This is a genomic window from Nocardia sp. CC213A, assembly GCF_030766805.1.
In the GTDB taxonomy this organism is placed as follows: Bacteria; Actinomycetota; Actinomycetes; order Mycobacteriales; family Mycobacteriaceae; genus Nocardia; species Nocardia otitidiscaviarum.
The window spans coordinates 98,345-120,558 of record NZ_JASFXA010000018.1 but is presented as its reverse complement, the minus strand read 5'-3'; the positions used below and the strand labels follow the sequence as shown (position 1 = coordinate 120,558).

Genomic DNA, 22,214 nt, shown 5'->3' with positions numbered 1-22,214 from the left:
TGTGACACGCCACGGTGATTCGAGTCGCACCCCGATCACGACCCCGGCCGATATCCCGAAATGTGACCTCCACCTCGGGATTTCGATCATTTAGCTCGATCGCTTCATTGTGCGCGGGCATTGTGGCGACGAGATTCGTTTCGCCGCACAGCTATTCCCTTGCGACACGAAGAAGCCCGCCCGACCTCCCGGTCGGACGGGCTTCGGCGACCGTGCCGCGGGCTCAGTGCCCGAGGGCTCCCGTGCTCAGGAAGCCGAGCAGATCGTGGCGGGTGATCACCCCGACCGGCTTGCCGTCCTCGACCACCATGAGGGCGTCGGTCTCCTCCAGCGCCTTGGTGGCGGCGGACACCGGTTCACCCGAACCGATCAGCGGGAACGCGGGGCTCATATGCTGCTTGACCGAATCGGTGAGGTGGGCACGACCCTCGAACACCGCGGACAGCAGATCGCGTTCGGACACGCTGCCCGCGACCTCCCCCGCCATGACGGGCGGCTCCGCGCCGACCACCGGCATCTGCGAGACACCGTATTCGCGCAGGATCTCGATGGCGTCGCGCAGCGTCTCCTGCGGGTGGGTGTGCACCAGATCGGGCAGCGCGCCGGACTTGCCGCGCAGCACGTCGCCGACGAGCGGTTCGGTGGCGGTGGAACCGTCCAGGCGCGAGCGCAGGAAGCCGTACGAGCTCATCCAGTCGTCGTTGAAGATCTTCGACAGGTAGCCGCGGCCGCCGTCGGGCAGCAGCACCACGACCACCGCGTCCGGATCGCGCTCGGCCACCCGCAGCGCCGCCACCACGGCCATACCGCAGGAGCCGCCGACCAGCAGCCCCTCCTCGCGGGCCAGGCGACGGGTCATATCGAAGGAGTCGGCGTCGGAGACGGCGATGATCTCGTCCGGGACGGCCGGGTCGTAGGCGCTGGGCCAGAAGTCCTCGCCCACCCCCTCGACCAGGTAGGGGCGGCCGGTGCCGCCGGAGTACACCGAACCCTCCGGATCCGCGCCGATGATCTTCACCGTGCCGCCGGAGACCTCCTTGAGGTACCGACCGGTGCCGGTGATGGTGCCGCCGGTGCCGACGCCCGCCACGAAGTGGGTGACCTTGCCCTCGGTGTCGCGCCAGATCTCCGGGCCGGTGGTCTCGTAGTGCGAGTCCGGACCGCCCGGGTTGGAGTACTGGTCCGGCTTCCACGCGCCCGGGATCTCGCGCACCAGGCGGTCGGAGACGTTGTAGTAGCTCTGCGGGTCCTCGGGCGCGACGGCGGTCGGGCACACCACGACCTCGGCGCCGTAGGCACGCAGGACGTTGCGCTTGTCCTCGCTCACCTTGTCCGGGCAGACGAACACGCACTTGTAGCCGCGCTGCTGCGCGACCAGCGCCAGACCCACGCCGGTATTGCCGGAGGTGGGTTCGACGATCGTGCCGCCCGGCCGTAGCAGCCCGGCCTGCTCGGCGGCGTCGATCATCTTGACGGCGATGCGGTCCTTGGAACTGCCGCCGGGATTGAGGTACTCGACCTTCGCGGCCACCAGTCCCGAGTTCGGACCCACCACGGAGTTCAGCCGGACCAGCGGGGTGTTTCCGATCAGATCGACGACATGGTCAGCAATGCGCATGCCCCCCATCGTTGCAGAAAGGAGATCGGGGCCTGCGCGCACATCGGCCGATGGCGGGGCGCGCCACACTACCCTGGGCAGCTATGACGTCGCCGACGAGCGTTCGCAGTGCCGCGGTGTTCGGAAGTCTCGCCTGTGCCGCAACGGTGTTCGCGGCCACGCCCGCGGCCGCGGCGGCCGTCGAATTCCCGCAGGTGCCGAGCCTGATGCGGAACGGATACTGCGGAGGCGCGATCCGCAGCTGGGCGGAGACCGGGCCGGAGTATCCGGGCCGGGCGATCATCAATGTGCAGGCGCTGCCGATCGGCGGGCTGGGGCCGGGCACGTATTCGGCCGCACCGCTGTGCGAGACGGTCACCACGGTCGCCTGGCGGAATGTGGACACCGGCGCGGCGGGCGAGTACCGGGTCACCGTGGTGGCGGGGATCTACGGCAGCATCCAGTACGCGCAGTTCCAGGACACCGGGCCGGGACGGGTCGACGTGACGATCTTCACGGACATGCCGAATGTGCCGCAGCACGGCAGTTTCGTCGTTCCCGCACCGCCCCCGCCGCCCGCCGAGCCCGACGAGCAGTGAGAAATCCCACCGTCACTGAACGGGATACCGGCATACCGGATGTTTCCCCGCTCACACGGCCGTCGTAGATTCGAATGCGGTTCCACCCCTGCGAGTAAGGAGTCCTCATGCCAGAGGCCGTCATCGTTTCGTTCGCCCGTTCACCTATCGGCCGCGCAGGCAAGGGTTCGCTGGTGAGCATGCGCCCCGACGACCTCACGGCGCAGATGGTGCGCGCGGCCCTGGACAAGGTGCCCGCCCTCGCGCCGACCGATATCGACGATCTGATCCTGGGCTGCGGTCAGCCCGCCGGTGAGGGCGGCTTCAATATGGCCCGCTCGGTCGCCGTGCAGCTGGGTTACGACACCCTGCCCGGCGTCACCCTCAACCGCTACTGCTCGTCCTCGCTGCAGACCACCCGGATGGCCTTCCACGCCATCAAGGCCGGTGAGGGCGATGTGTTCATCTCCGCCGGTGTGGAGACGGTGTCGCGCTTCCCGAAGGGCACCGCCGACGGCTGGCCCGACACCCACAACCCGCTGTTCGCCGACGCCGAGGCGCGTACCGCCAAGCGCGCCGAGGGCGGGGCGCAGGTGTGGACCGACCCGCGCGAGAACGACATCCTGCCCGACGTCTACATCGCCATGGGCCAGACCGCCGAGAACGTCGCCCAGTTCACCGGCATCTCCCGCGAGGAGCAGGACCACTGGGGTGTGCGGTCGCAGAACCGGGCCGAGGAGGCCATCAAGTCCGGTTTCTTCGAGCGTGAGATCACCCCGGTGACGCTGCCCGACGGCACCGTGGTCTCGACCGACGACGGCCCCCGCCCCGGCACCACCTACGAGAAGATCTCGCAGCTGAAGCCGGTCTTCCGCCCCGACGGCACCATTACCGCCGGTAACGCCTGTCCGCTCAACGACGGTGCGGCGGCGCTGGTGGTCATGAGCGACACCAAGGCCCGCGAGCTCGGCCTGACCCCGCTGGCCCGCATCGTGGCGACCGGCGTCTCGGGCCTGTCGCCCGAGATCATGGGCCTCGGCCCGATCGAGGCGGTGCGCAAGACCCTGAAGACCGCCAACATGACCATCGACGACCTCGATCTGTACGAGATCAACGAGGCGTTCGCGGTGCAGGTGCTCGGTTCGGCCCGCGAACTGAACATGGACCTGGACAAGCTGAACATCTCCGGCGGCGCCATCGCCCTCGGCCACCCCTTCGGCATGACCGGCGCCCGCATCACCGCCACCCTGATCAACAACCTCCAGACCCAGGACAAGCAGTTCGGCCTGGAGACCATGTGCGTTGGCGGCGGCCAGGGCATGGCGATGATCATCGAACGCCTCAGCTGAGCCGCACCCGATCGAACCGTCTCCGCAAAGCCGGAAGGCCCGCCCGACTGACCGTCGGGCGGGCCTTCCGCCGTTCCGGGGAGAGGACGAGTATCCGCCGTAGTCTCGGCTCTCGCGCCCGAAACGCACCCCAAACTAGAACGCGTTATAGTCTGCCCCACGTGTTCCGAGCGGCCGGGGGACCGGCGTGGGAGGGTGACAGCAATGGTGCGGACCTGGGACGAGGCGGCGGACGTGCTGGTCGTCGGGTACGGCGGGGCGGGGGTCGCGGCGGCGCTCGCGGCGCGGGAGGCCGGGGCGGGGGTGTTGGCGATCGATCGGTTCGCTGGTGGGGGTGCGACCGCGCTGTCCGGGGGCATCATCTACGCCGGGGGCGGGACGTGGGTGCAGCGGGCGGCCGGGGTCGTCGATGACGTCGATGCCATGTACGCGTACCTGCGTGCCGAGGTCGGCGACGCGGTGGGCGAGGCGACGCTGCGCCGGTTCTGCGAGGAGTCACCGGCGATGATCGACTGGCTGACCGAGCACGGTGTGCCCTTCGAGGCGTCACTGTGCCCGTACAAGACCTCGTATCCGACCGACAACCACTACCTGTACTACTCGGGCAGCGAAATCGCCGGTGGTTTCCGGGAATTGGCCGCTCCGGCGCAGCGCGGGCATCGCGCCCACGGGCCGGGCGTCTCGGGCAAGAAGGTGTTCGCGCCGCTGGCCGCGTCGGCCGCGGCACATGGCGTGGACGTGCGAACCGCCACCAGGGCAACGCGATTCGTCGAGGAGGACGGGCGCGTCGTCGGTGTGGAGGCCGTGACGCTCGCGCACGCACCCCGCGCGGTGCGGCGGCAGTTCGCGGCGCTGGCGCGGATCTCGGCGAAACCCGGTGTGTACCACCCGGGTTTGCGACGCATGGTGCAGCGCCGTCTCGACCGCATCGAACAGCGCTACGGCACCGTGACGCGGCTGCGCGCCGATTCCGCCGTCATCATGGCCACCGGTGGTTTCATCGCCGACGGCGAGATGGTACGACGGCACGCACCCGAGTATCCCTGGGCCTCCGGTCTGCCACTGGGCACGGCGGCCGACGACGGCAGCGGCATCCGCATGGCGCAGGAACTCGGTGCCGCCACCGACAAGATGGGCACCATCTCGACCTGGCGGTTCATCGCGCCGTCCAGCGCCTTCTTCAGCGCGCTCGCGGTGGACGTCAACGGTGAACGCATGATCGACGAGTCCCGCTACGGCGCGGCGCTCGGCGGTGCCATCGTCACCCGGCCCGGCCAGCGGGCGTGGCTGGTGCTCGACGCCGACCTGCTCGCCGAGGCCCGCGGGCAGCTCGCCACGCAGTCGGTGTGGTTCCAGCGCATGCAGGCCGAACGACTGCTGCGGTTCGGCCGGATCACCGGCGGTTCGCTCGAGGAGATCGCCGCGCGGGCCGGTATCGACCCGACTGGGCTGCGGCGCACCGTGGACGCGCACAATGCCGCCATCGCCGCCGACCGCCCCGATCCGATGGGCAAGCCTGCCGATATCCGCCGCCCGATCCAGCGGGGGCCGTTCACACTGCTGGACATCTCGATCCGTGCGGCGCTCACCTATCCGACGCCGATGCTCACCCTGGGCGGCGTCCGCGTCGACGAATCCACCGGCGCGGTGCTCACCGACACCGGCGCACCCGTCCCGGGGCTGTTCGCCGCGGGCCGCGCCGCCGTCGGCGTCTGCTCGAACGGCTACGTCAGCGGACTGTCGATCGCGGACTGCGTCTTCTCCGGCCGCCGCGCGGGCATGCACGCCGCGCGGGCGGTCGATGTGCGGCCGGACGGGTCAGCGAAGACCTAACTCGGTGAGCAGATCGGTGGAGCGGTGGTCAGCGCGGCAGCCGTCGGCGAGTACCGCCACGCTGACGGAGTTCTTCAGGCGGAGCGGAAGGATCGCCTGGTAGGCCGGGGAGTTGTACCACTGCACGGCCCGGTCGTACTCCGGGAATTCGAGGATGACGATGAAAGCCTCCTCCGGGCCCTCCGTGGCCTGCTGACGGCCGCCGTGCACCAGAAAGCGGCCGCCGAAGGGGGCGAGGGTTTCGTCGATCCGCTCGAGGTACTCGACGATGTCGGCATTGAGGTCCAGGTCGTGAATGTGGGCGACGGCGTAGGCGGTCATGGCGGGCTCCTGGAGGAGATTTCAGTTACCGCACCCGATAATTCCCGGTGCGGGCCGCGAAGGCGATTACCCGCCGGGTAATGGGCATCGCTCGCGCGGCCGCTCCAGCATGCGCCCTCCCGTAAGGGGAGAGTCCAGACGCACTGCGGGGCGGGCACCGTGCTCCGGTGCCCGCCCCGCATTCGGCTATCGGGCCGCTAGTCGTTCTGGAAGTACGACAGCAGGCGCAGGATCTCGATGTACAGCCACACCAGGGTGACGGTCAGGCCGAGGGCGACGCCCCAGGCCGCCTTCGCCGGGGCGTTGGCGCGGATGAGCTGGTCGGCGGCGTCGAAGTCCAGCAGGAAGCTGAACGCGGCGATGGCGATGACCACCAGGCTGAAGATGATGGCGATGGGGCCACCGTCGCGCAGGCCGAAGCCGCCGGGGGTGAAGAACGCGGCGATGAAGTTGCCCAGCACCAGTACCAGGATGCCGATCATGGCGCCGACGATCATGCGGGTGAAGCGCGGGGTGACCCGGATGGCTCCGGTCTTGTAGACGACCAGCATGCCGAAGAACACGCCGAAGGTGCCGAGCACCGCCTGCGCGATCATGCCCGCACCGCCCACGCCGCCGAATTCGACGCCGGTGAACATGTACGACAGCGCACCGAGGAACAGGCCCTCGAACGCCGCGTAGCTCAGCACGATGGCCGGGTTGTCCTGCTTGCGCCCGAAGCTGGCGACCAGCACCAGACCCAGGCCCACCAGGCCGCCGACGATGACGAACAGCGGGGCCAGGTTGTGGTTGTAGGAGGTGAGGCCGTACGACAGGACCGCGCCGAGGGTGACCACGCCCAGCGTGATGCCGGTCTTGGTGACCACATCGTCGATGGTCATCGGCCGAGTGGTCGGCACCGGCATCTGCTGGTAGCCCTGCGGCGGGTAGCCGCCCGGAGGCTGGCCGTACCCGTACGGCTGCTGCTGTGCGAACTGTCCGGCTCCAGCGGCCGCCGAACCAAATCCGGCGTAGCCGCCGCCCTGCTGCTGTTGCGGCGACAGGTTCCGGAAGACCGGGTTGCTTGTGGTGCGCAAGGCGCGTCCCTTTCTGGAGTCGTGGCTCACGACACTCGTGGCCTCGTTCTACAGTCTCCAACGTCCGGCGGCGACTGTCAGTTCCCGACACCCACCGCGTTTCAGACAAATCGGACTTTACCGCGTGGTCGGTCTGTTGACCGACTCACGGCAGAGCCGATCACACTTGGCCCACGACCCTAGCCGCGATTGCCGTCGGATGCCCCAAATCGTCGCCACAGCCATCACTGGACGGTTATCCACAGGGCGTTGCCTCGCCAGACCGCCGAGAAGTCTCCAACTCGATGCGAAGGTCTTGGACCATCCGCTCCATCCGCCCTTCCCAACCCGGCGTGCCAACCGGCACCGTCACGGTCTGTCGTTCGCCGACATCCAAGCCCGCCTGGAAACCGAAGCGCAGCGCACCTACCTGCCGTCGCGGGGGTGGCCGTCGTGAGCCTGGACTACCTGCGCCACGACAACCACGAGTGGGGACGCAGCCGCCCCAACCTCGCCATGCAAGTCCATATCGACTGCCACCCCGACATCTGCGCCACCAAGGCCGCCGCCTACTGGGCGCTGGTGGACGCGGGCAAGCTCGTCCCGGACTCCAACCGGAACCGCGCATGACCGACGAGGAATGGGAACAGGACCGCCTCGCCCGCGTACGCCGCTACTACGAGATGGAGAGCGACCGTGTCGCGGGTGCCGTCGAGTGCGGCCACCGGCTGTGGGAACTGCTGCACCACGGGCTGAGGCTGGCCGCCGCCGAGGGAGCCACGCGCATGGGCGCGGAACATCTGCTGCTGCACATGCTGTGCGACCCGTCCGCGATCCCTATCCGGGAACTCACCGAGATGGGGTTGGACCCAGGTACAGTGTTCACCCGCTTGGCGGAGGCGACCCGCCGCAATCCACACACGCCGTGAACTCGACCACCCGGACAACCGCGATCGGGCCGGCAATAACCCTGTGACGTGCTACTTCTGGGGAAATTACCCTGCGATCTTGACACCGGCGATCGCTTAAGTAACACTTTTGCTGGCGGCACAACTACGTCTCCGCAACGCCGACGGTACCGAGTCTTCTTCCCCGCCACCATCATCGGCGCCCTCCGCAGCGCATCACACCCGCCTCCTCTCCGTAGGTTGTGTGCACCGCGTGCGACGCCCGGCGAACAGCCGTCGCGACCGATCACAGCCCCTCGGAGTCGAAACTCTAAGGGGCTGAACACATTCAACGCGGCCTCTCGCTAGCAGGACCGCGCCGCCCATACCGCACTGCCCGCGTCGCCCTACGGCGAGCGGGCTCCGATCCGCCGCACCGCGCGCTGATCAACCCCACCCCTTCATCCCAAGCCAGGCACCCGGCTTGGGATTTTTCATGCCCACACCCGGAAAGCCCGTCAATTCCCATGCCCGACAACAAACGATCTGCACCCACCCGCCCCGATCACCGACACAACCCTCCGCACCCCACGTCAACGTCTACCGCACACCGCGTCGCTGCGACTGCCGGGAGGAGGTCATAATGCACGCCCCCACCACCCCGACATGGCTGAACTGGACACCCGGCGCTCCCGCCGACCACACCCCAGCAGGCGAAGCCGGGCCGGTCACACACCGGATTCACAACTTCACCGTGAAAAACGAAGCCGAAGCGGCCCGCATCCTGCACCGCATCCTCGCCGGGGAAGACCTGATCGCCGCCGCATTCACCAACCAGCCCCGCCCACAGCCCGAAAGCCCCCGCCCAGCACAGTCTTTCGCACCAACCCAGCAGCCCACACCCGCGCCGACGATCCCGCAGGCGACACAGATCTCCGATCCCGAAGCCTTCTCCGAACTCGACGAGGACGGATTCGTACGGCCACAGCCGGGCACCGTCCCCAACCCGGGTGCCCACCTCCGCCCTGAACCAGAGCCGGCCAGTCCCGCCGAAGCCCCTCAACCGAACCCTGATCCTGGAGTCACGCACGTACCGACGCCCAGCCCCGCGCCGACGCCAGCTGAACTGGACGCCGACCGGGTCGAGCTGATCCTGCCCGAAGGGCTCGAGGCCCCGCAGCGTGGCGGCCCTGCCGTGTACTGGGTCGAGAACAATGGCACCCAGGCATCACTGCGCATCGACGAATTAGGCCAACGGTATTGGCGGTTCGTGCAGACCAACGGCGTGATCATCGACGTTACCCAGGGTGGTGGCAGTGACGGCGGCGACCGGCCGTGGACGCACACTACTATCACCGAGCCTGGAGAGGCGACGCCTCGCGAGGATACATACGACACCACCGGCGTTACGGTGAACGTCGAAACGACCGCCGACACGGAGCTACGCGATCTGCGGTTCCCCGGCGGGGACCTCGGACTGGAAGAACACCACGGCGGCAGCGATGGAGCGGACCGACCGTGGGTGCTCACCACTCAGTTCAAACCGAACGTGGATCCAACCGCCCTGCCGAGCCGCGTGTTCACGACCAGCACCAACGCCACACGCACCGGCTTCGACCTCAGTAGCGAGTACTCATGGACCGACGCGGCAGGCATTGAGTTCAACCGGCATGAGGATTGGACCAACGATCGGCGAGTCGACACGATCACCACCATCGACCCGGCCACTGGAAAACCGTTCACCTACGTGAACATCCAGCGGCTCAGCGACCGCACACCGCTGCTGGATAAAAGCACCGACGTCGACGGAATCACCCGCGTCATCGACCACACCGCTGTCGACAAGTGGGGCAATCCCGCCACGTACCACATTCGACCCGACGGCACTCTGTGGGACAGCAACGGCAACCAGATCGGCATAGCAGACGGCAAGCTCGTCCCCTTCGACGCCGATGGCAACTACCGCGCCACCGGCACCGACGGCGTCTCGGTCCGGGACGCCGACGCCGACGAACCCGTACGGAGTAACGGCTACCGATTCTGGGCGTTCTGGCTCACGCCCGACGAAAGAGAGGTGATCGAGCCCCTTACTCGAATACATGCCCCGAATGGCGGCCCCGCCAAAGCATACTTCCGTACCCCCAACGGCGACCTCATCGTCCAAGACGACAACGGATTCCACCAAGTCAACAACGCACCCACCTTCTCCCAACTCGCCCTCAATATCGGACTTCAGCTACTCGTCGACGGAATCGCCTCAGGCGGAGCTGGACGACTCGCCCGCCTCAGCAGTCGCTCCCCCTTCGGCCGGCCCCAGCGGCCACAACTCCAACAGGGATCGAACACCGATAACAGTGTGCCCCGGACAGGATCGAATGGCGGACCCCGCGGCTCCGAAACCGAGGGCCGCACAACCAGTCCTCAGAACGGTCAACCCGGACCTGCCGACAACCCTGCGACCGGCAACCGCGCCGTCGAACTAGAATCCGAGACTCGGGTGGAAGGCGGTCCCAGTGCACGCGAAGCACAGGACGCGGCGCAGAATGCACGCGATGAGGCGACTGCCCGAGCCAGGCTACTCGCCAACGCCGATAGTCGACTACAGCGGGCTGGGGTAAATCCCGATGATATCTACGGGCCATTACCAACAGACCACGCGGGACGTGATCGAGTTGCTAATGTTGTCGTAAATAATCCGTTCAGCAAGAAGTCTCCTGGCATGGATCGCCGAGCCTACGAATTCGCGTTGAATCATGGCGGCAGAGGAAATCCGTGGCGCTTCGCCAATGCGTATGAATACTACAAGACGAAGTTTAGCGAAGCTATCAAAAGTTTTAATCCAAGCCTGCATCCGAACCAGTCGAAATATGCAGTCGTAGCTAGAGAGTTCGACGATTCAGCGGTTGCGGCTGATCTAGCCCGCGATGTTGAGACCGTCCTAGCCGCCGGACGGGGTCCAATTACCATCGATCAAAACCTCAAGGGCACCGCCCTCGCGAATGCCGTGCAACGATCGGAGAAGCTCGGATTCGGAGATGCAGTGGCTGCGGCCTATCATGCCCCGAAGCACATCGATGAAGTACCAACAACAGAGCAAGCTGGCAAATCAGTAATCAGAGCGTACCAGGAGAGCGCCGCACGGACGGTACGCGAAGGTAAACTAGTTTCCTACGAGGAGAAGGCGGATGGCAGTTCTAAGCTTGTATTCCACAGGGAGATCTCAGAGGATGGCAAATCTATCGTGACAGAAACAATCGTGATCGTTGACTCCAGCGGCGTAGCCCGTATAGCAACATATGGGAGCCCCAAGGCGGTGTCCCCTCAGTGATCACATCCTACCCAGACGCAAAGCAGTGCATGGCAGTCGCTTTGAGAGACTTTCAAAAGGCACTGGCGATCGATGAGTCAGGATCGGAAGAAGACTCGTTACGGACCTCGTTATTTGCCAACGCGATGTCTATGTTGATCGGCGTAAACGCAGGTATCGTGCGCAACGAGTTGTCTTCACCTGATGACTTCAACCGCTTCCGGTCTCAGGTAGCATCCCTGATGAGTAGAAGTAGTAGAAGTCTTTTCTCCTACCTCTACATGTCCATGGACTATGCGATCCGCGCCCGTGTCGACGGTTGGCACGAGCCGTGCGTACGCCGATCTGCCATTCAGCTACTGATAGATGACTATCCGCCATCCGCCGAGGTATTCGATTCCGAGGATCGCGAGACTGTGGAAGAAATGGATGAATGGCTGCGAGACCGGGCCCCTGATATAGCGCCACTGCCAAGCCGGTTAATACCTGAAGGGATTCCGTCGAGCCATTGGTGGTGGCGCCTGCCATCGGCGGAGCCGGACACCACCAACCAACCGTGAGCAAGCCGACTACAGCTGGCTCATGACCTTGTCCGCGATCAGCTCCAGATGGTCCAGGTCCTCCAGATCCAAGATCTGGAGGTACACCCGGCTGGTGCCCGCCTCGTCGGCGTATCGGCCGAGCTTGTCGACCACCTCGTCCGGGCTGCCCGCCAGGCCGTTGGTCTTCAGTTCGTCCACCTCGCGGCCGATGGCGGCGGCACGGCGGGACACCTCGGCGTCGTCGCGGCCGACGCAGGCGATGAGGGCGTTGGAGTAGACCAGCTCGGCCGGGTCGCGGCCGGCGTCCTTGGCGGCGGCGCGGACGCGCTCGAACTGGGCGGCGGTGTCGTCGATCGAGGAGAAGGGCATGTTGAATTCGTCGGCGTAGCGGGCGGTGAGGCGCGGGGTGCGCTTGGCTCCGTGGCCGCCGATGATGACGGGGATCTTGGGCTGGACCGGCTTGGGGAGGGCGGGCGAGTCCACCAGGGTGTAGTGCTCGCCGGTGAAGTTGAACGTCTCCCCCGCCGGGGTGCCCCACAGGCCGGTGAGCACGGCGAGCTGCTCCTCGAAGCGCGGGAACTTGTCGGCCGGGAACGGGATGCCGTAGGCGGTGTGTTCCTCGGCGAACCAGCCTGCGCCGAAACCGAATTCGACGCGACCATTGGACATGGCGTCCACCTGGGCGACCTGGATGGCGAGCACGCCCGGGTGGCGGAAGGTGGCCGAGGTCATGAGGGTGCCGAGCCGGATGCGGGAGGTTTCGCGGGCCAGTCCGGCGAGGGTGGTCCAGGCGTCGGTGGGGCCGGGCAGGCCGTCGGCGTCGCCCATCTTCAGGTAGTGGTCGGAGCGGAAGAAGGCGTCGTAGCCCAGGTCCTCGGTGGCCTTGGCCACGGTGAGGAGGGTGTCGTAGGACGCGCCCTGCTGCGGTTCGGTGAAGATTCGAAGATCGATTCGGGCCATGCGGTCCATTGTGCTCCGAGGACTGTTCGGTCGATTTACCGGCCGCTGTCGTGCAGGCCGCGCACCGACCGCGTGACGGTGAACTTCCGGTTGCGCCCGATCACGTCGGTCTTGCCGACCATGCGCTCCATCACCCCGCGATAGTTCAGGTGCGAGTTGTAGACCGTCCACAGCTCACCGCCCGGCCGCAGCACCCGCCCGGTCTGCTGGAACATCTTGATGGCCGAGCCGGTGTGCACGGCCGCGCCCACGTGGAAGGGCGGATTGCAGAGCACCAGATCGGCGCTGTTGTCGGGCGCGTTGGACATAGCGTCGTCACGCAGCACGGTGACCCGGTCGGCGACCGCGTTGACGGCCGCGGTGGCCCGGCTGGAGGCGACCGCGGCGGCGGACTGGTCGGTGGCCGTGACCCGCAGTCCCGGACGGGCTTTGGCCAGCGCCACCGCGAGAATGCCGGTGCCGCAACCGAGGTCGATGGCCTCGCGGGCATCCGGTTTCATGCGCTTCAGGAACTCCAGCAGGTACCGAGTGCCGATATCGAGGCGCGGCCCGGAGAAGGCCGCCCCGTGCGCCACCACCTCGAGCTCAGGGTCGTCGATCCGGTTGCACACCGGAAACGGCGGATCGCCAACGGGTTTGGGATCCGTGGCGGTGAGAATGCGGGACTTCTGCCGACCGCGGCTGGCCCGCACCGAGCCGAAGGACTCACCCAGCACGTCGTTCATGGCGGGGGTCAGGTACTTGTCGCGGCCGCCCGCGAACACCTCCACCTCCGGATCGGCGTAGCGGGCGACGGCGTCGGCGATCTCGGCCAGCCCGGACAGGGCGCGCGGCAGGCGCAGCAGCACCACCCGCACATCCGCGAGCAGGCGGCGGCCGAGTTCGTGCGCCGCGTAGCGGTCCGCGAGTCCGACGACGCGGGCATTGTGGGCCAGGGCCTGCTCCCCGGTGAGCAGATCCTGATGCACCCGCACGCCGCGTAGATCATGCGCGGCGATGGCCCCGAGGGTGAGCGCACCGTAGCCGTCGTCGATCACGGCGACCCGCCCGTCCCCCGCTGCCGCGAGGGAGTTCGCCGCTACATCCAGCATCAGCCGGTCGGCGGCGTCCACCGCGTAGAGGTTCTCCGCCTCCACATCCGGATACCGCCGCAACCGGCTCAACACATCCTCGACCTCAACCACACCTACAGTGTGCTAGATCATTGCCACGCTGTCCCATTCGGCCGGTTCATTGTGCTATCTCGTTACGAGATCGCCTGCACCACCCGGCAATACCTCGCAAACCACTCGCAACTACCGCAGTGAAATTGCGAATCACTGGGTTGCTGAGGCTTCGCGCACCCGCGGCATCATGGCCGAGGCGGCGACCATGACCACCGCCATCCCGGCGACGGCGAGGAATACCAGATGGATGGCCGGGGACAGCACCTCCGGCGCGGGATGATCGCTGCCGCCGACCCGGGAGTTCACCAGCGCGCCGAACACCGCCACGCCGACGGCACTCCCGAGCGAACGGGCGAACATATTGGTCGCGGTCACCACCCCGCGCTCGGTCCAGTCGACGGCGGACTGCGCGGCGATCAGGGTCGGCGTCGCCACCAGGCCCATGCCGGTGCCGACGATGAAGCAGCCGACCGCCACCCGGAGCAGACCGGAATCGGCGTCGACGAGCAGCAGCGTCGCCGCCCCGAACGATCCGAGCGTGCTGCCGATGAGGGCGGTGCGCCGGAAGCCGATGCGCAGGTACACCTTTCCGGCCTGGGAGGCCGCCAGCGGCCAGCCCATGGTGAGCGCACCGACGGTGAGCCCCGCCGCCAGCGCGCCCGTACCGAGCACACCCTGGGCGAAAGTCGGCACATACGAGGTCAATCCGAGTATCACCGCGCCGATGAGCAGCGACACCGTGCTGCTCGCCACCACCACGCGACGAGTGAAAACCCACAGCGGCAGAATCGGATTGGCGGCCCGACGCTCGACCAGGCCGAACAGCACGAGCGCCAGCGCCCCGCCGCCGAAGAGCGCCAGACTCGTCGGCGCACCCCAGGCCCAGGCGTGCCCGCCCTCGAGCAGGGCGAGAATGAGCGCGCCCGCACCCACCGTGAGCAGGGCCGCGCCCAGATAGTCGATGCGATGCGTCTGCCGGGTCGCCCTTTCGGTGAAGTGGCGTGCCAGCATCCACGCGGCCAGCGCGGCGAGCGGCAGATTGATCAGGAAGATCCAGCGCCAGCTCACGTACTCGGCGAAGACGCCGCCCAGTACCGGTCCGAGCACCGAGGAGGCGGCCCACACACTGGCCAGGTAGCCCTGCACCTTGGCGCGTTCGGCGACGGTGTACACATCCCCGGCGATGGTCATGGACATGGGCGCCACCGCGCCCGCGCCGATGCCCTGCACGGCCCGGAAGGCGATGAGCGCCACCATGCTGGTGGCCAGCCCGCACAGCAGCGACCCGAGCGCGAAGACCGCGATGCCGAACAGCATGACCGGTTTGCGGCCGAGCATGTCGGCGAGCTTGCCGTAGATCGGCACGGTCACCGCCTGCGCCAGCAGGTAGATGGAGAACAGCCACGGGAACTGCGCGAATCCGCCGAGTTGATCGGTGATGGTGAGCACGGCGGTGGCGATGATGGTGGAATCCAGCGCCACCAGCGAGGTCGCCAGCATGAGGGAGGCGAGCAGCGGCCCCCGCTCGGACCGGAAGCCGATGTCGGGACGCACCTCGGTGGCTGTCATCGGCATCCTCTTCTCGTTAGCTCGACTTATCAACTGGGTCGAACATATTCGAGGGGCCGCTATTCCCTCACCGGGTTTCCGGCTACAGCGTCGCGACCAGCTCCCGCAGCACCGGCAGGCTCACCGAACCCGAACCGAGCACCACATCGTGGAACGCCTTGATGTCGAAGGCGGCCCCGAGCCGCTGCCGCACCTGCTCACGCTGCCGCTGGATCTCGAGCTGTCCGATCTTGTAGGCGACCGCCTGCCCCGGCATGGCGATATAGCGATCCACCTCGGTGCGAATCTCCTCCACACCGACCGGCGCGTTCGCCACCATGAAGTCGATGGCCTGCTGCCGCGTCCAGCCCTTGGCATGCAGTCCGGTGTCGACCACCAGGCGGCAGGAACGCCAGGAGTCACCGGCCAGCATCCCGATCCGGCCGAGGTCGTCCGGGTAGAGTCCCATCTCGTCGGCCAGGCGTTCGGCGTAGAGCGCCCAGCCCTCCACGAAGGCGGTATTGGAGAAGGACTGGCGCTGGAAGCGCGGCAGGTGCTCGAGCTCATTGCCGATGGTGAGCTGGAGATGATGCCCCGGGATGGCCTCGTGGAAGGCGACCGCGGCGGTCTCGTACCGGTTGCGGCCCTTGGCGTCGTACTGGTTGACGTAATACGCCCCATTGCGGGAGCCGTCGGCGGCGGGCGGGAAGTAGTACGCGGCGGGCGCGTCCGCGGCCAGGAATTCGGGGACGGGGAGGATATCGCAGGACTGCCGGGGCAGCCTGCCGAACCAGTCCCCCATCACCGCACCGGCCGCCGCCAGGCAGCGCCGGGCGTCGGCCATTATCTCGTCGCCGTCGCGGTAGCGCAGCTCCGGATCCTCCCGCAGCCTGGTGAAGATTTCACCGAGGTCGTCGGTGCCGAACAGTCGTGCGCCTACCTCGCCGTATTCGGTGCGCAGCGTGGCCAATTCGGCCAAGCCGAGTTCGTGGATCTCCTCCGCGCCCAGGTCGGGCAGCGTGGTGTGGTGGCGCAGCAGGCGGGCGTAGATATCGGATCCATCGTCGCCCAGCCAGGACAGGCCGGGGCGGTCGTCGGGGCGCGCCACCGGCAGCAGCTCGGTGGCGAGCGCCGCGCGGTAGGCGGCGAACGCGGGGCGGATGACATCGCGTGCCACCTCGGCGAGCTGTGCGCGCCACGCGGATTCGCCGTCCCAGTCGGGCGGGCCCGGGAAGGTGACGAAGGGGTCGGCGGCGAGATCGGAGGCCAGGTAACCGTCGAGCTGGTTGAGCGAACGCTCGATGGTGATGCGGGCGGGGGTGCGCCCGGCGGCCACCCCGTCGCGGAAGCGCTGCACCGCCTGCGCCATCAGGTCACCGAACTGCCGGTAGCGCTCGAGCAGTCCCGCCGCGTTCTCCGGTCGCGGTGCGTTGAGCTGCGGAGCCATGGTGAGCATGGCCGCGTGCACGCCCGTCATCTGATCGGAGGCCATCTCTGCGGGCCGCCAGCCCAGCTGGTCGATGGCGGAGGTGAGTTCGGTGCGCAGCAGGCTGCGGGTGATGCGGTCGGTATCGGACAGCCGTCCCGGATCGAGGGCGTCCACCTCACCCAGCAGGGCCTGCCAGGTGGCGAGCAGCCGGGCGTCGGCCGCCGCGGAGAGATCCTCGATGCGGTCGTCGAAGCGCCTGTCCCCCAACAGAGTTGCCTCACTCGGTGAGGATTCCAGGAACGCATCCCAGAAGCGGTCCGCCAGCTCGATCAGCTCGTCGTGTGCGTCCATGCGAATCATGATGCCGCACACCCACCCACCGGCACGGCAGAGTTTCGGACGCGTCTCCCGGTGCACTGGCCACGCCGGACACACGGTGACCTCACGGGGACGAGGCCCCCGGCCACAAGCGCCTCGGAAACCCCCGCACGAATCCAACGCAGCCGTGTCGCGACCGCAGACTCCAGGCGCTCGCGAACACGCCCGACGGCTGGCCCGCGTTGTGCTCGGACACCAGCGTCCGGGACCCGTCATCGCCTGGGCGGCACCGGAATCCGCGCCAGGTCCTCCGCCACGACGATCTCCCCGTCGAAATTGGCGCGCGCCTGGTCGAGGTGGTCGTCGAGGGTGCCGTAGCGCTGGGAGAAGTGGGTGAGCACCAGGGTGCGCACGCCCGCGGCGGCGGCCACCTTGCCCGCCTGACCGGCGGTGAGGTGGCCGTACTCCTCGGCGAGGTCGATCTCCGCGTCGAGGAAGGTGGCCTCGATGACCAGCATGTCCACCCCTTCGGCGAGGGCGTACACGCCGTCGCACAGGCGGGTGTCCATGACGAAGGCGAAGCTCTGGCCCGGACGCGGTTCGCTCACCTGGTCGAGACCGATTGTGCGGCCGTCGATCTCGATGCTCCCGGCATGCTGCAACTCGCCGACGATGGGTCCGGCCAGGCCGTATTCGCGCAGCAGGTCCGGGACGATGCGCCGCCCGTCGGGCTCGTCGATGCGGTAGCCGAAGGCTTCGACCGGATGCGACAGCGGTTCCGTGCGCAGCGTGAAACCGGCGTCGGGGGCGGGCAATTCGCCCGCGGCGGCAATGGGGCGCGGGCGGAGTTCGGCGTGGTGGCGGTAGGCGGTGGAATCGCACAGCCGTTGATAGAACCGTTCCCCGGAGGCCGGGTAGTACACGTCCACCGCGTGCGGCACCCGGTCCAGGCTGATGCGCTGCACCACACCGGCCAGCCCCAGACTGTGGTCCCCGTGGAAGTGCGTGATGCCGATGCGGGTGATGTCGGTGGCCGACAGTCCCGCGTAGATCATCTGCCGCTGCGTGCCCTCCCCTGGGTCGAACAGCACCCCTTCCCCATCCCACCTCAGCAGATAGCCGTTGTGGTTGCGCTGTTTGGTCGGCACCTGGCTCGCGGTTCCGAGAATGACCAGTTCGCGCTGTGACACGCGCGTCACGCTACCGTCTATGGCCGCCGAACCCGAGTCGGAGCACCCCGCGCGTTCCGGCCACCGGTTCCGCCACGCCGGGGAACACGACGTCGGAACGCCCGCTCGAAATACGGGCAGGGGGTATAGATGGACGGCGTGGCGACGAGGCTAGACTGGCCGCGTGGACGATCAGCAAACGCCGCGCGCCGCCGGGTACGCTCGCGCGCTGGCCCTGTTCGTCCTGCTGGTCGGGGTGGTCATCATGCATTCGGCGGCCTTCGCCCCGAGCGGCGGCGGCCACCACGGGGCAACCGCACCGGGAGCACCGCGACTGCTCACCCACAGCGCCGACACCTCACCGCAGGCCGCACCCGGGATGCTTCCTTCGTCCGCGGCGATGGCGGTGGCCGTCGCCACGCAGACCTTTGCCCCCGCCGCATCCGGCACGTCCGCCGCGACGAGCGCAGCCCACGATCGTCCGGACCACGTCGCGCCCACAGGCGATCGGCACGAATCCACAGCGGGCCTCAGCACACACGGCACAGCCATCAGTGCACGTGGCACGGCTGTCAACACGCACGACACGACCATCGGCGCACACGACACGACCATCGGCGCGTCCGAGACCGCCGCGACCACACCGTCCTGTACGAGCGGCGACTGCACTCCGAACCACGCCGTATCGCACGGCTGCGTCTTCGTGCTGACGGCACTCGCGCTGGCACTGGCACTCGCGGCCCTGTACTGGGTGGGCTGGACGAGACCCGAGTTCACCGGACCCCGCCCGCACCGGTGGGGCGGGCGACGCGCCCGCCCACCCCCGTGGACGGTTCTCACCTTGGCCGAATTGGCGATTCTCCGAATCTGATGGGCAGCGCCCGCTTCCGCCAACCCGAGCGCGGAAGCGCGATCACCTCTGCCCGCATCACATTCACACGCCAATTATCAAGGAGTACAGACATGTTCGAATCCAGCCGGATCAAGCTCGCCCTCATCACCGGCGTCTCGTCGGTGGCCCTCATCGCCGCCGGGTGCGGCGACGAGACCTCGACGGTCCAGGCGGTGGGCGGCGACACCACCACCTCCGCCGCGGGCGCCACCCGCAGCGACTTCAATGCCGCCGACGTGGAATTCCTCCAGATGATGTATCCGCATCACGCCCAGGCCGTGGAGATGGCGAAGCTGGTGCCGGGCCGCACGGAGAATCCGGAGCTCATCGCGCTCGCGCAGGCCGTGGAGCAGGCGCAGGCTCCCGAGATGCGGCAGATCTCCACGCTGCTGGTGAGCTTCGGCGAACCCGCGCCCACCGAGGACGGCGGTCACGCGGGGCACGGCGGCATGCCGGGCATGATGTCGCCGGAGCAGATGGTGGCGCTGGAACTGGCCAGCGGCGACGCCTTCGACGAGAAGTGGGTGACCATGATGATCGAGCACCATCAGGGCGCGATCGCCATGGCGGAGACCGAACTCGCCCAGGGCGTGAACGCCGAGGCCAAGCAGTTGGCGCAGGCGATCATCACGGCCCAGCGTACCGAGATCGACCAGATGCGGGGGATGCTGGCGCAGTAGGTGGTCAGCGCCTCGCTGCCTGACCGCAGCGGGGCGCGGGGTGGGAAGTGCCCGAGCGCGCGGCCCACGTACCACCAACACCAGTCCACAGCCCGAGGTACCGGCGGTGCGCCTGGACAACACGCGGCGGGCGGGTCGATGTCGACCCGCCCGCCCTGAAGGGTTGCACTCGCCCCGGGCGCTACGTCCCGATGACCGAGTTCATGATGGTGCCCGCACTGGTGGCGGTGGCGCCGCCGATCATGGCCCCGGCCACCATCTTCGGGGATTCGAGTCCGCCACCGCTCCACTTCTCCCAGGCGAACCGGCCGCCGCCGTAGGTGATGGCGGTGACGCCCGACAGCAGCACGAACCAGTTGAAATAGCGGACCAGCTTCATGAGTTTGTCGGCGACCGGCGGCGTTTCCGGCGTCGGGTTGCCGACCTGCGCGAAGACCGTCGTATACGTGTCGTGTACGGCGGCGAGAAGCATGCTCACAATCGGTTCCTCTCGGATGCTGAGGTGATGCTGGTGTGGCATGTGACGCTTATCTCGATTATCAGAGCCATTGAACATCACACGCGGTGGTGGCGTCATGACGACACACCACCACCGCGACCTCGGAGCCGGAACCGGAAGTTAGCTACTTATCGGTAGCAGCCTTCCCCAACAGGGAGTGGCGACGACCGTAGAGGAAGTACACGACGAATCCGATCGCCATCCAGACCACGAACCGCAGCCAGGTCTCCACCGACAGGTTGAACATGAGCCAGGCGCAGGCCAGCACCGACAGGATCGGCAGCAGCGGCACCAGCGGCACCTTGAAGCCGCGCGGCAGGTCCGGCCGGCTGCGGCGCAGCACGATCACACCCAGCGACACCAGCACGAACGCGAACAGCGTGCCGATGTTCACCATTTCCTCGAGCGTGCCGAAGTCGACGAAGCCGGCCAGCACCGCGCACACCACGCCGACGATGGCGGTCAGCCGCACCGGCGTGCCCTGCGTTCCGGTGTGCGCCAGCTGGCGGGGCAGCAGCCCGTCGCGCGCCATGGCGAACAGCACGCGGGTCTGCCCCAGGTACATGACCATGACGACCGTGGTCAGACCGGCCAGCGCGCCGATGGAGATGAGGTTCTTGGCCCAGTCGACGCCGTGCACCGCGAAGGCGGTGGCCAGGGTGGAGTTCCCCTCCAGCTCGGTGTAGGGAACCATGCCGGTGAGCACCAGCGAGACGCCCACGTACAGCACGGTCACGATGACCAGCGAGCCCAGGATGCCGCGCGGGACATTGCGCTGCGGGTCCTTGGTCTCCTCGGCGGCGGTGGCGACCACGTCGAAGCCGATGAAGGCGAAGAACACGATGGAGGCGGCGGCGAGCAGGCCGTACCAGCCGAAGGTGCTGTGGCCCGCGCCGGTGACGAAGGAGAACAGCGACTGGCGCAGGCCCTCGTTGGCGGCCTCACCGTCCTGCGACGGCGGAATGTAGGGGGTGAGGTTGGCCTTGTCGAAGTAGGTCGCGCCCACCACGATCACCAGGGCGATGACGGCCAGTTTGATGGCCACGGCCACCGCCGACACCCGCGAGGACAGCTTGGTGCCGCGCGCCAGCAGGATGCCCAGGATGGCGATGAGCAGCACCGCGCCCCAGTCGAAGGTGACCGGTCCGAGATCGACCACCGGGGTGTGTCCGCCCAGCACCACGCCGAGGTACTGCGACCAGCCCTTGGCGACCACGGCGGCGGCCAGCGCGAATTCCAGGATGAGGTCCCAGCCGATGATCCAGGCGGCGAGTTCGCCGAAGGTGGCGTAGGAGAAGGTGTAGGCGCTGCCCGCCACCGGCACGGTGGAGGCGAATTCGGCGTAGCAGAGCGCGGCCAGGCCGCAGGCGACGGCGGCGAGCACGAAGGCCAGTGAGACCGAGGGTCCGGCGAGGTTGCCCGCGGTGCGCGCGGTGAGGGTGAAGATACCCGCGCCCACCACCACGGCCACGCCGAAGATGGTGAGGTCCCAGGCGGTCAGGTCCTTGCGGAGTTTCGCATCGGGTTCATCGGTGTCACGGATGGATTGTTCGACCGATTTGGTGCGGAACAGTCCGCTGCCGCGGCCCGCCCCCTGCCCGGTCGTGTTCCGATCAGGGCCCGATAGCGCCATGGTCTCTCCTATGTCTGGCTTCTCGGCAACAATGCAGTTCGGCACCGGGCGGGTGACCGCCCGATGCCTGTGTCGTTCGCCTTCACCGCGACCTGAGGGCACAACTGCCGGTCATGCCCCGATCGCTGCTTCCGGTCTCGGGGCGAGACAAGAGTTGTCGGCGTCACACGGAACGGTAGCACTGGCTGGTACGTACCAGTGCAGCAACCGCCGAGGCAACATGAGCTGGTCTACGGCACGGGCCGCAGCATGGTCGGCCGGGAGCGACCCGGCGCGGGCGCGGTGATGCAATCGTCGCGAACGTATCCCCTCGCGGACGCACCGGCCCCGCAGCGGTGACGACATCGCGCCGCGATTGCCGACCCATGCTCCCAGCCCCCAACACACAAGTTGCGCGAACTCGCGCGACCGGACTACCCGTCGGCTCACCCGGCATGCACCCGTTCTCGCG

Annotated in this window: 19 protein-coding genes; 9 read left to right on the top strand and 10 right to left on the bottom strand. The window is 67.7% G+C overall.

What is annotated here, in order from left to right:
- Positions 1 to 223: 223 nt before the first annotated feature.
- Positions 224 to 1,618 carry a cystathionine beta-synthase gene (locus QJS31_RS28205; protein WP_282786203.1) on the bottom strand — a complete coding sequence of 465 codons (1,395 nt, stop codon included), beginning with the start codon at positions 1,616 to 1,618 and terminating at the stop codon, positions 224 to 226.
- Between the two features lie 83 nt (positions 1,619 to 1,701).
- Between QJS31_RS28205 and QJS31_RS28200 the strand changes: the two genes are divergently transcribed.
- From QJS31_RS28200 to QJS31_RS28190, 3 genes are all read left to right on the top strand, one after another.
- Positions 1,702 to 2,196, top strand: coding sequence for a hypothetical protein (locus QJS31_RS28200; RefSeq protein ID WP_306358137.1), 495 nt, complete (start codon positions 1,702 to 1,704; stop codon positions 2,194 to 2,196).
- 107 nt (positions 2,197 to 2,303) lie between these two features.
- A complete protein-coding gene (locus QJS31_RS28195; RefSeq protein ID WP_306358136.1) occupies positions 2,304 to 3,524 on the top strand; it encodes an acetyl-CoA C-acetyltransferase in 1,221 nt (406 codons plus the stop codon).
- A 204-nt stretch (positions 3,525 to 3,728) separates the two neighbouring features.
- Positions 3,729 to 5,357, top strand: coding sequence for an FAD-binding protein (locus QJS31_RS28190; RefSeq protein ID WP_282786487.1), 1,629 nt, complete (start codon positions 3,729 to 3,731; stop codon positions 5,355 to 5,357).
- Here the strand turns inward: QJS31_RS28190 and QJS31_RS28185 are convergent.
- Complete coding sequence (locus QJS31_RS28185; protein WP_282786489.1) at positions 5,343 to 5,678, bottom strand: DUF1330 domain-containing protein; 336 nt, start codon at positions 5,676 to 5,678, stop codon at positions 5,343 to 5,345. The two genes, QJS31_RS28190 and QJS31_RS28185, sit on opposite strands and share 15 nt — an antisense overlap.
- A gap of 197 nt (positions 5,679 to 5,875) precedes the next feature.
- Positions 5,876 to 6,754: a Bax inhibitor-1/YccA family protein gene (locus QJS31_RS28180; RefSeq protein ID WP_306358135.1), complete on the bottom strand. Its 879-nt coding sequence runs from the start codon at positions 6,752 to 6,754 to the stop codon at positions 5,876 to 5,878.
- Positions 6,755 to 7,186: 432 nt separating this feature from the next.
- On the opposite strand from QJS31_RS28180, the gene QJS31_RS28175 reads away from it, so the two are divergent.
- The 4 genes from QJS31_RS28175 to QJS31_RS28160 all read left to right on the top strand — a co-directional run bounded on the left by QJS31_RS28175 (position 7,187) and on the right by QJS31_RS28160 (position 11,487).
- A complete protein-coding gene (locus QJS31_RS28175; RefSeq protein ID WP_282782462.1) occupies positions 7,187 to 7,363 on the top strand; it encodes a hypothetical protein in 177 nt (58 codons plus the stop codon).
- On the top strand, positions 7,360 to 7,662 hold the full coding sequence (locus QJS31_RS28170; protein ID WP_282782460.1) for a hypothetical protein: 303 nt from the start codon (positions 7,360 to 7,362) through the stop codon (positions 7,660 to 7,662). The genes QJS31_RS28175 and QJS31_RS28170 overlap by 4 nt, the downstream gene beginning before the upstream one ends.
- 601 nt (positions 7,663 to 8,263) lie before the next feature.
- Positions 8,264 to 10,948 carry a hypothetical protein gene (locus tag QJS31_RS28165; RefSeq protein ID WP_282782458.1) on the top strand — a complete coding sequence of 895 codons (2,685 nt, stop codon included), beginning with the start codon at positions 8,264 to 8,266 and terminating at the stop codon, positions 10,946 to 10,948.
- A 29-nt stretch (positions 10,949 to 10,977) separates the two neighbouring features.
- Positions 10,978 to 11,487 (top strand): hypothetical protein, encoded by a 510-nt coding sequence (locus QJS31_RS28160; protein WP_282782456.1) that lies wholly within the window; start codon positions 10,978 to 10,980, stop codon positions 11,485 to 11,487.
- Between the two features lie 9 nt (positions 11,488 to 11,496).
- Here the strand turns inward: QJS31_RS28160 and QJS31_RS28155 are convergent, their stop codons facing one another.
- The 5 genes from QJS31_RS28155 to QJS31_RS28135 form a co-directional block, all read right to left on the bottom strand.
- Positions 11,497 to 12,420, bottom strand: coding sequence for an LLM class F420-dependent oxidoreductase (locus QJS31_RS28155; RefSeq protein ID WP_282782466.1), 924 nt, complete (start codon positions 12,418 to 12,420; stop codon positions 11,497 to 11,499).
- Between the two features lie 44 nt (positions 12,421 to 12,464).
- Positions 12,465 to 13,613, bottom strand: coding sequence for a methyltransferase (locus tag QJS31_RS28150; protein ID WP_282782454.1), 1,149 nt, complete (start codon positions 13,611 to 13,613; stop codon positions 12,465 to 12,467).
- Positions 13,614 to 13,745: 132 nt separating this feature from the next.
- Complete coding sequence (locus QJS31_RS28145; protein WP_306358134.1) at positions 13,746 to 15,164, bottom strand: MDR family MFS transporter; 1,419 nt, start codon at positions 15,162 to 15,164, stop codon at positions 13,746 to 13,748.
- Positions 15,165 to 15,246: 82 nt separating this feature from the next.
- Positions 15,247 to 16,923, bottom strand: coding sequence for a DUF885 family protein (locus QJS31_RS28140; protein WP_306358133.1), 1,677 nt, complete (start codon positions 16,921 to 16,923; stop codon positions 15,247 to 15,249).
- A 239-nt stretch (positions 16,924 to 17,162) separates the two neighbouring features.
- Positions 17,163 to 18,080, bottom strand: a complete 918-nt coding sequence (locus QJS31_RS28135) for a ribonuclease Z (protein ID WP_306358132.1) — start codon at positions 18,078 to 18,080, stop codon at positions 17,163 to 17,165.
- A gap of 163 nt (positions 18,081 to 18,243) precedes the next feature.
- Between QJS31_RS28135 and QJS31_RS28130 the strand changes: the two genes are divergently transcribed.
- Both QJS31_RS28130 and QJS31_RS28125 read left to right on the top strand, forming a co-directional pair.
- The gene (locus tag QJS31_RS28130) at positions 18,244 to 18,930 is read left to right on the top strand and encodes a hypothetical protein (protein ID WP_306358131.1); all 687 of its coding nucleotides are present in this window, start codon (positions 18,244 to 18,246) and stop codon (positions 18,928 to 18,930) included.
- A gap of 92 nt (positions 18,931 to 19,022) precedes the next feature.
- A complete protein-coding gene (locus QJS31_RS28125) occupies positions 19,023 to 19,631 on the top strand; it encodes a DUF305 domain-containing protein (protein WP_282782444.1) in 609 nt (202 codons plus the stop codon).
- 181 nt (positions 19,632 to 19,812) lie between these two features.
- Here the strand turns inward: QJS31_RS28125 and QJS31_RS28120 are convergent, their stop codons facing one another.
- Positions 19,813 to 20,103, bottom strand: coding sequence for a hypothetical protein (locus QJS31_RS28120; protein ID WP_306358160.1), 291 nt, complete (start codon positions 20,101 to 20,103; stop codon positions 19,813 to 19,815).
- A gap of 151 nt (positions 20,104 to 20,254) precedes the next feature.
- Complete coding sequence (locus tag QJS31_RS28115) at positions 20,255 to 21,763, bottom strand: APC family permease (RefSeq protein WP_282783000.1); 1,509 nt, start codon at positions 21,761 to 21,763, stop codon at positions 20,255 to 20,257.
- Positions 21,764 to 22,214 lie beyond the last annotated feature (451 nt).

Excerpts from the sequence above, each read along its gene's own strand:
- QJS31_RS28205 (WP_282786203.1), bottom strand. The coding sequence starts at position 1,618 with ATGCGCATTGCTGACCATGTCGTCGATCTGATCGGAAACACCCCGCTG.
- QJS31_RS28200 (WP_306358137.1), top strand. The coding sequence starts at position 1,702 with ATGACGTCGCCGACGAGCGTTCGCAGTGCCGCGGTGTTCGGAAGTCTC.
- QJS31_RS28195 (WP_306358136.1), top strand. The coding sequence starts at position 2,304 with ATGCCAGAGGCCGTCATCGTTTCGTTCGCCCGTTCACCTATCGGCCGC.
- QJS31_RS28190 (WP_282786487.1), top strand. The coding sequence starts at position 3,729 with ATGGTGCGGACCTGGGACGAGGCGGCGGACGTGCTGGTCGTCGGGTAC.
- QJS31_RS28185 (WP_282786489.1), bottom strand. The coding sequence starts at position 5,678 with ATGACCGCCTACGCCGTCGCCCACATTCACGACCTGGACCTCAATGCC.
- QJS31_RS28170 (WP_282782460.1), top strand. The coding sequence starts at position 7,360 with ATGACCGACGAGGAATGGGAACAGGACCGCCTCGCCCGCGTACGCCGC.
- QJS31_RS28165 (WP_282782458.1), top strand. The coding sequence starts at position 8,264 with ATGCACGCCCCCACCACCCCGACATGGCTGAACTGGACACCCGGCGCT.
- QJS31_RS28160 (WP_282782456.1), top strand. The coding sequence starts at position 10,978 with ATGGCAGTCGCTTTGAGAGACTTTCAAAAGGCACTGGCGATCGATGAG.
- QJS31_RS28145 (WP_306358134.1), bottom strand. The coding sequence starts at position 15,164 with ATGACAGCCACCGAGGTGCGTCCCGACATCGGCTTCCGGTCCGAGCGG.
- QJS31_RS28140 (WP_306358133.1), bottom strand. The coding sequence starts at position 16,923 with ATGGACGCACACGACGAGCTGATCGAGCTGGCGGACCGCTTCTGGGAT.
- QJS31_RS28125 (WP_282782444.1), top strand. The coding sequence starts at position 19,023 with ATGTTCGAATCCAGCCGGATCAAGCTCGCCCTCATCACCGGCGTCTCG.
- QJS31_RS28120 (WP_306358160.1), bottom strand. The coding sequence starts at position 20,103 with ATGCTTCTCGCCGCCGTACACGACACGTATACGACGGTCTTCGCGCAG.
- QJS31_RS28115 (WP_282783000.1), bottom strand. The coding sequence starts at position 21,763 with ATGGCGCTATCGGGCCCTGATCGGAACACGACCGGGCAGGGGGCGGGC.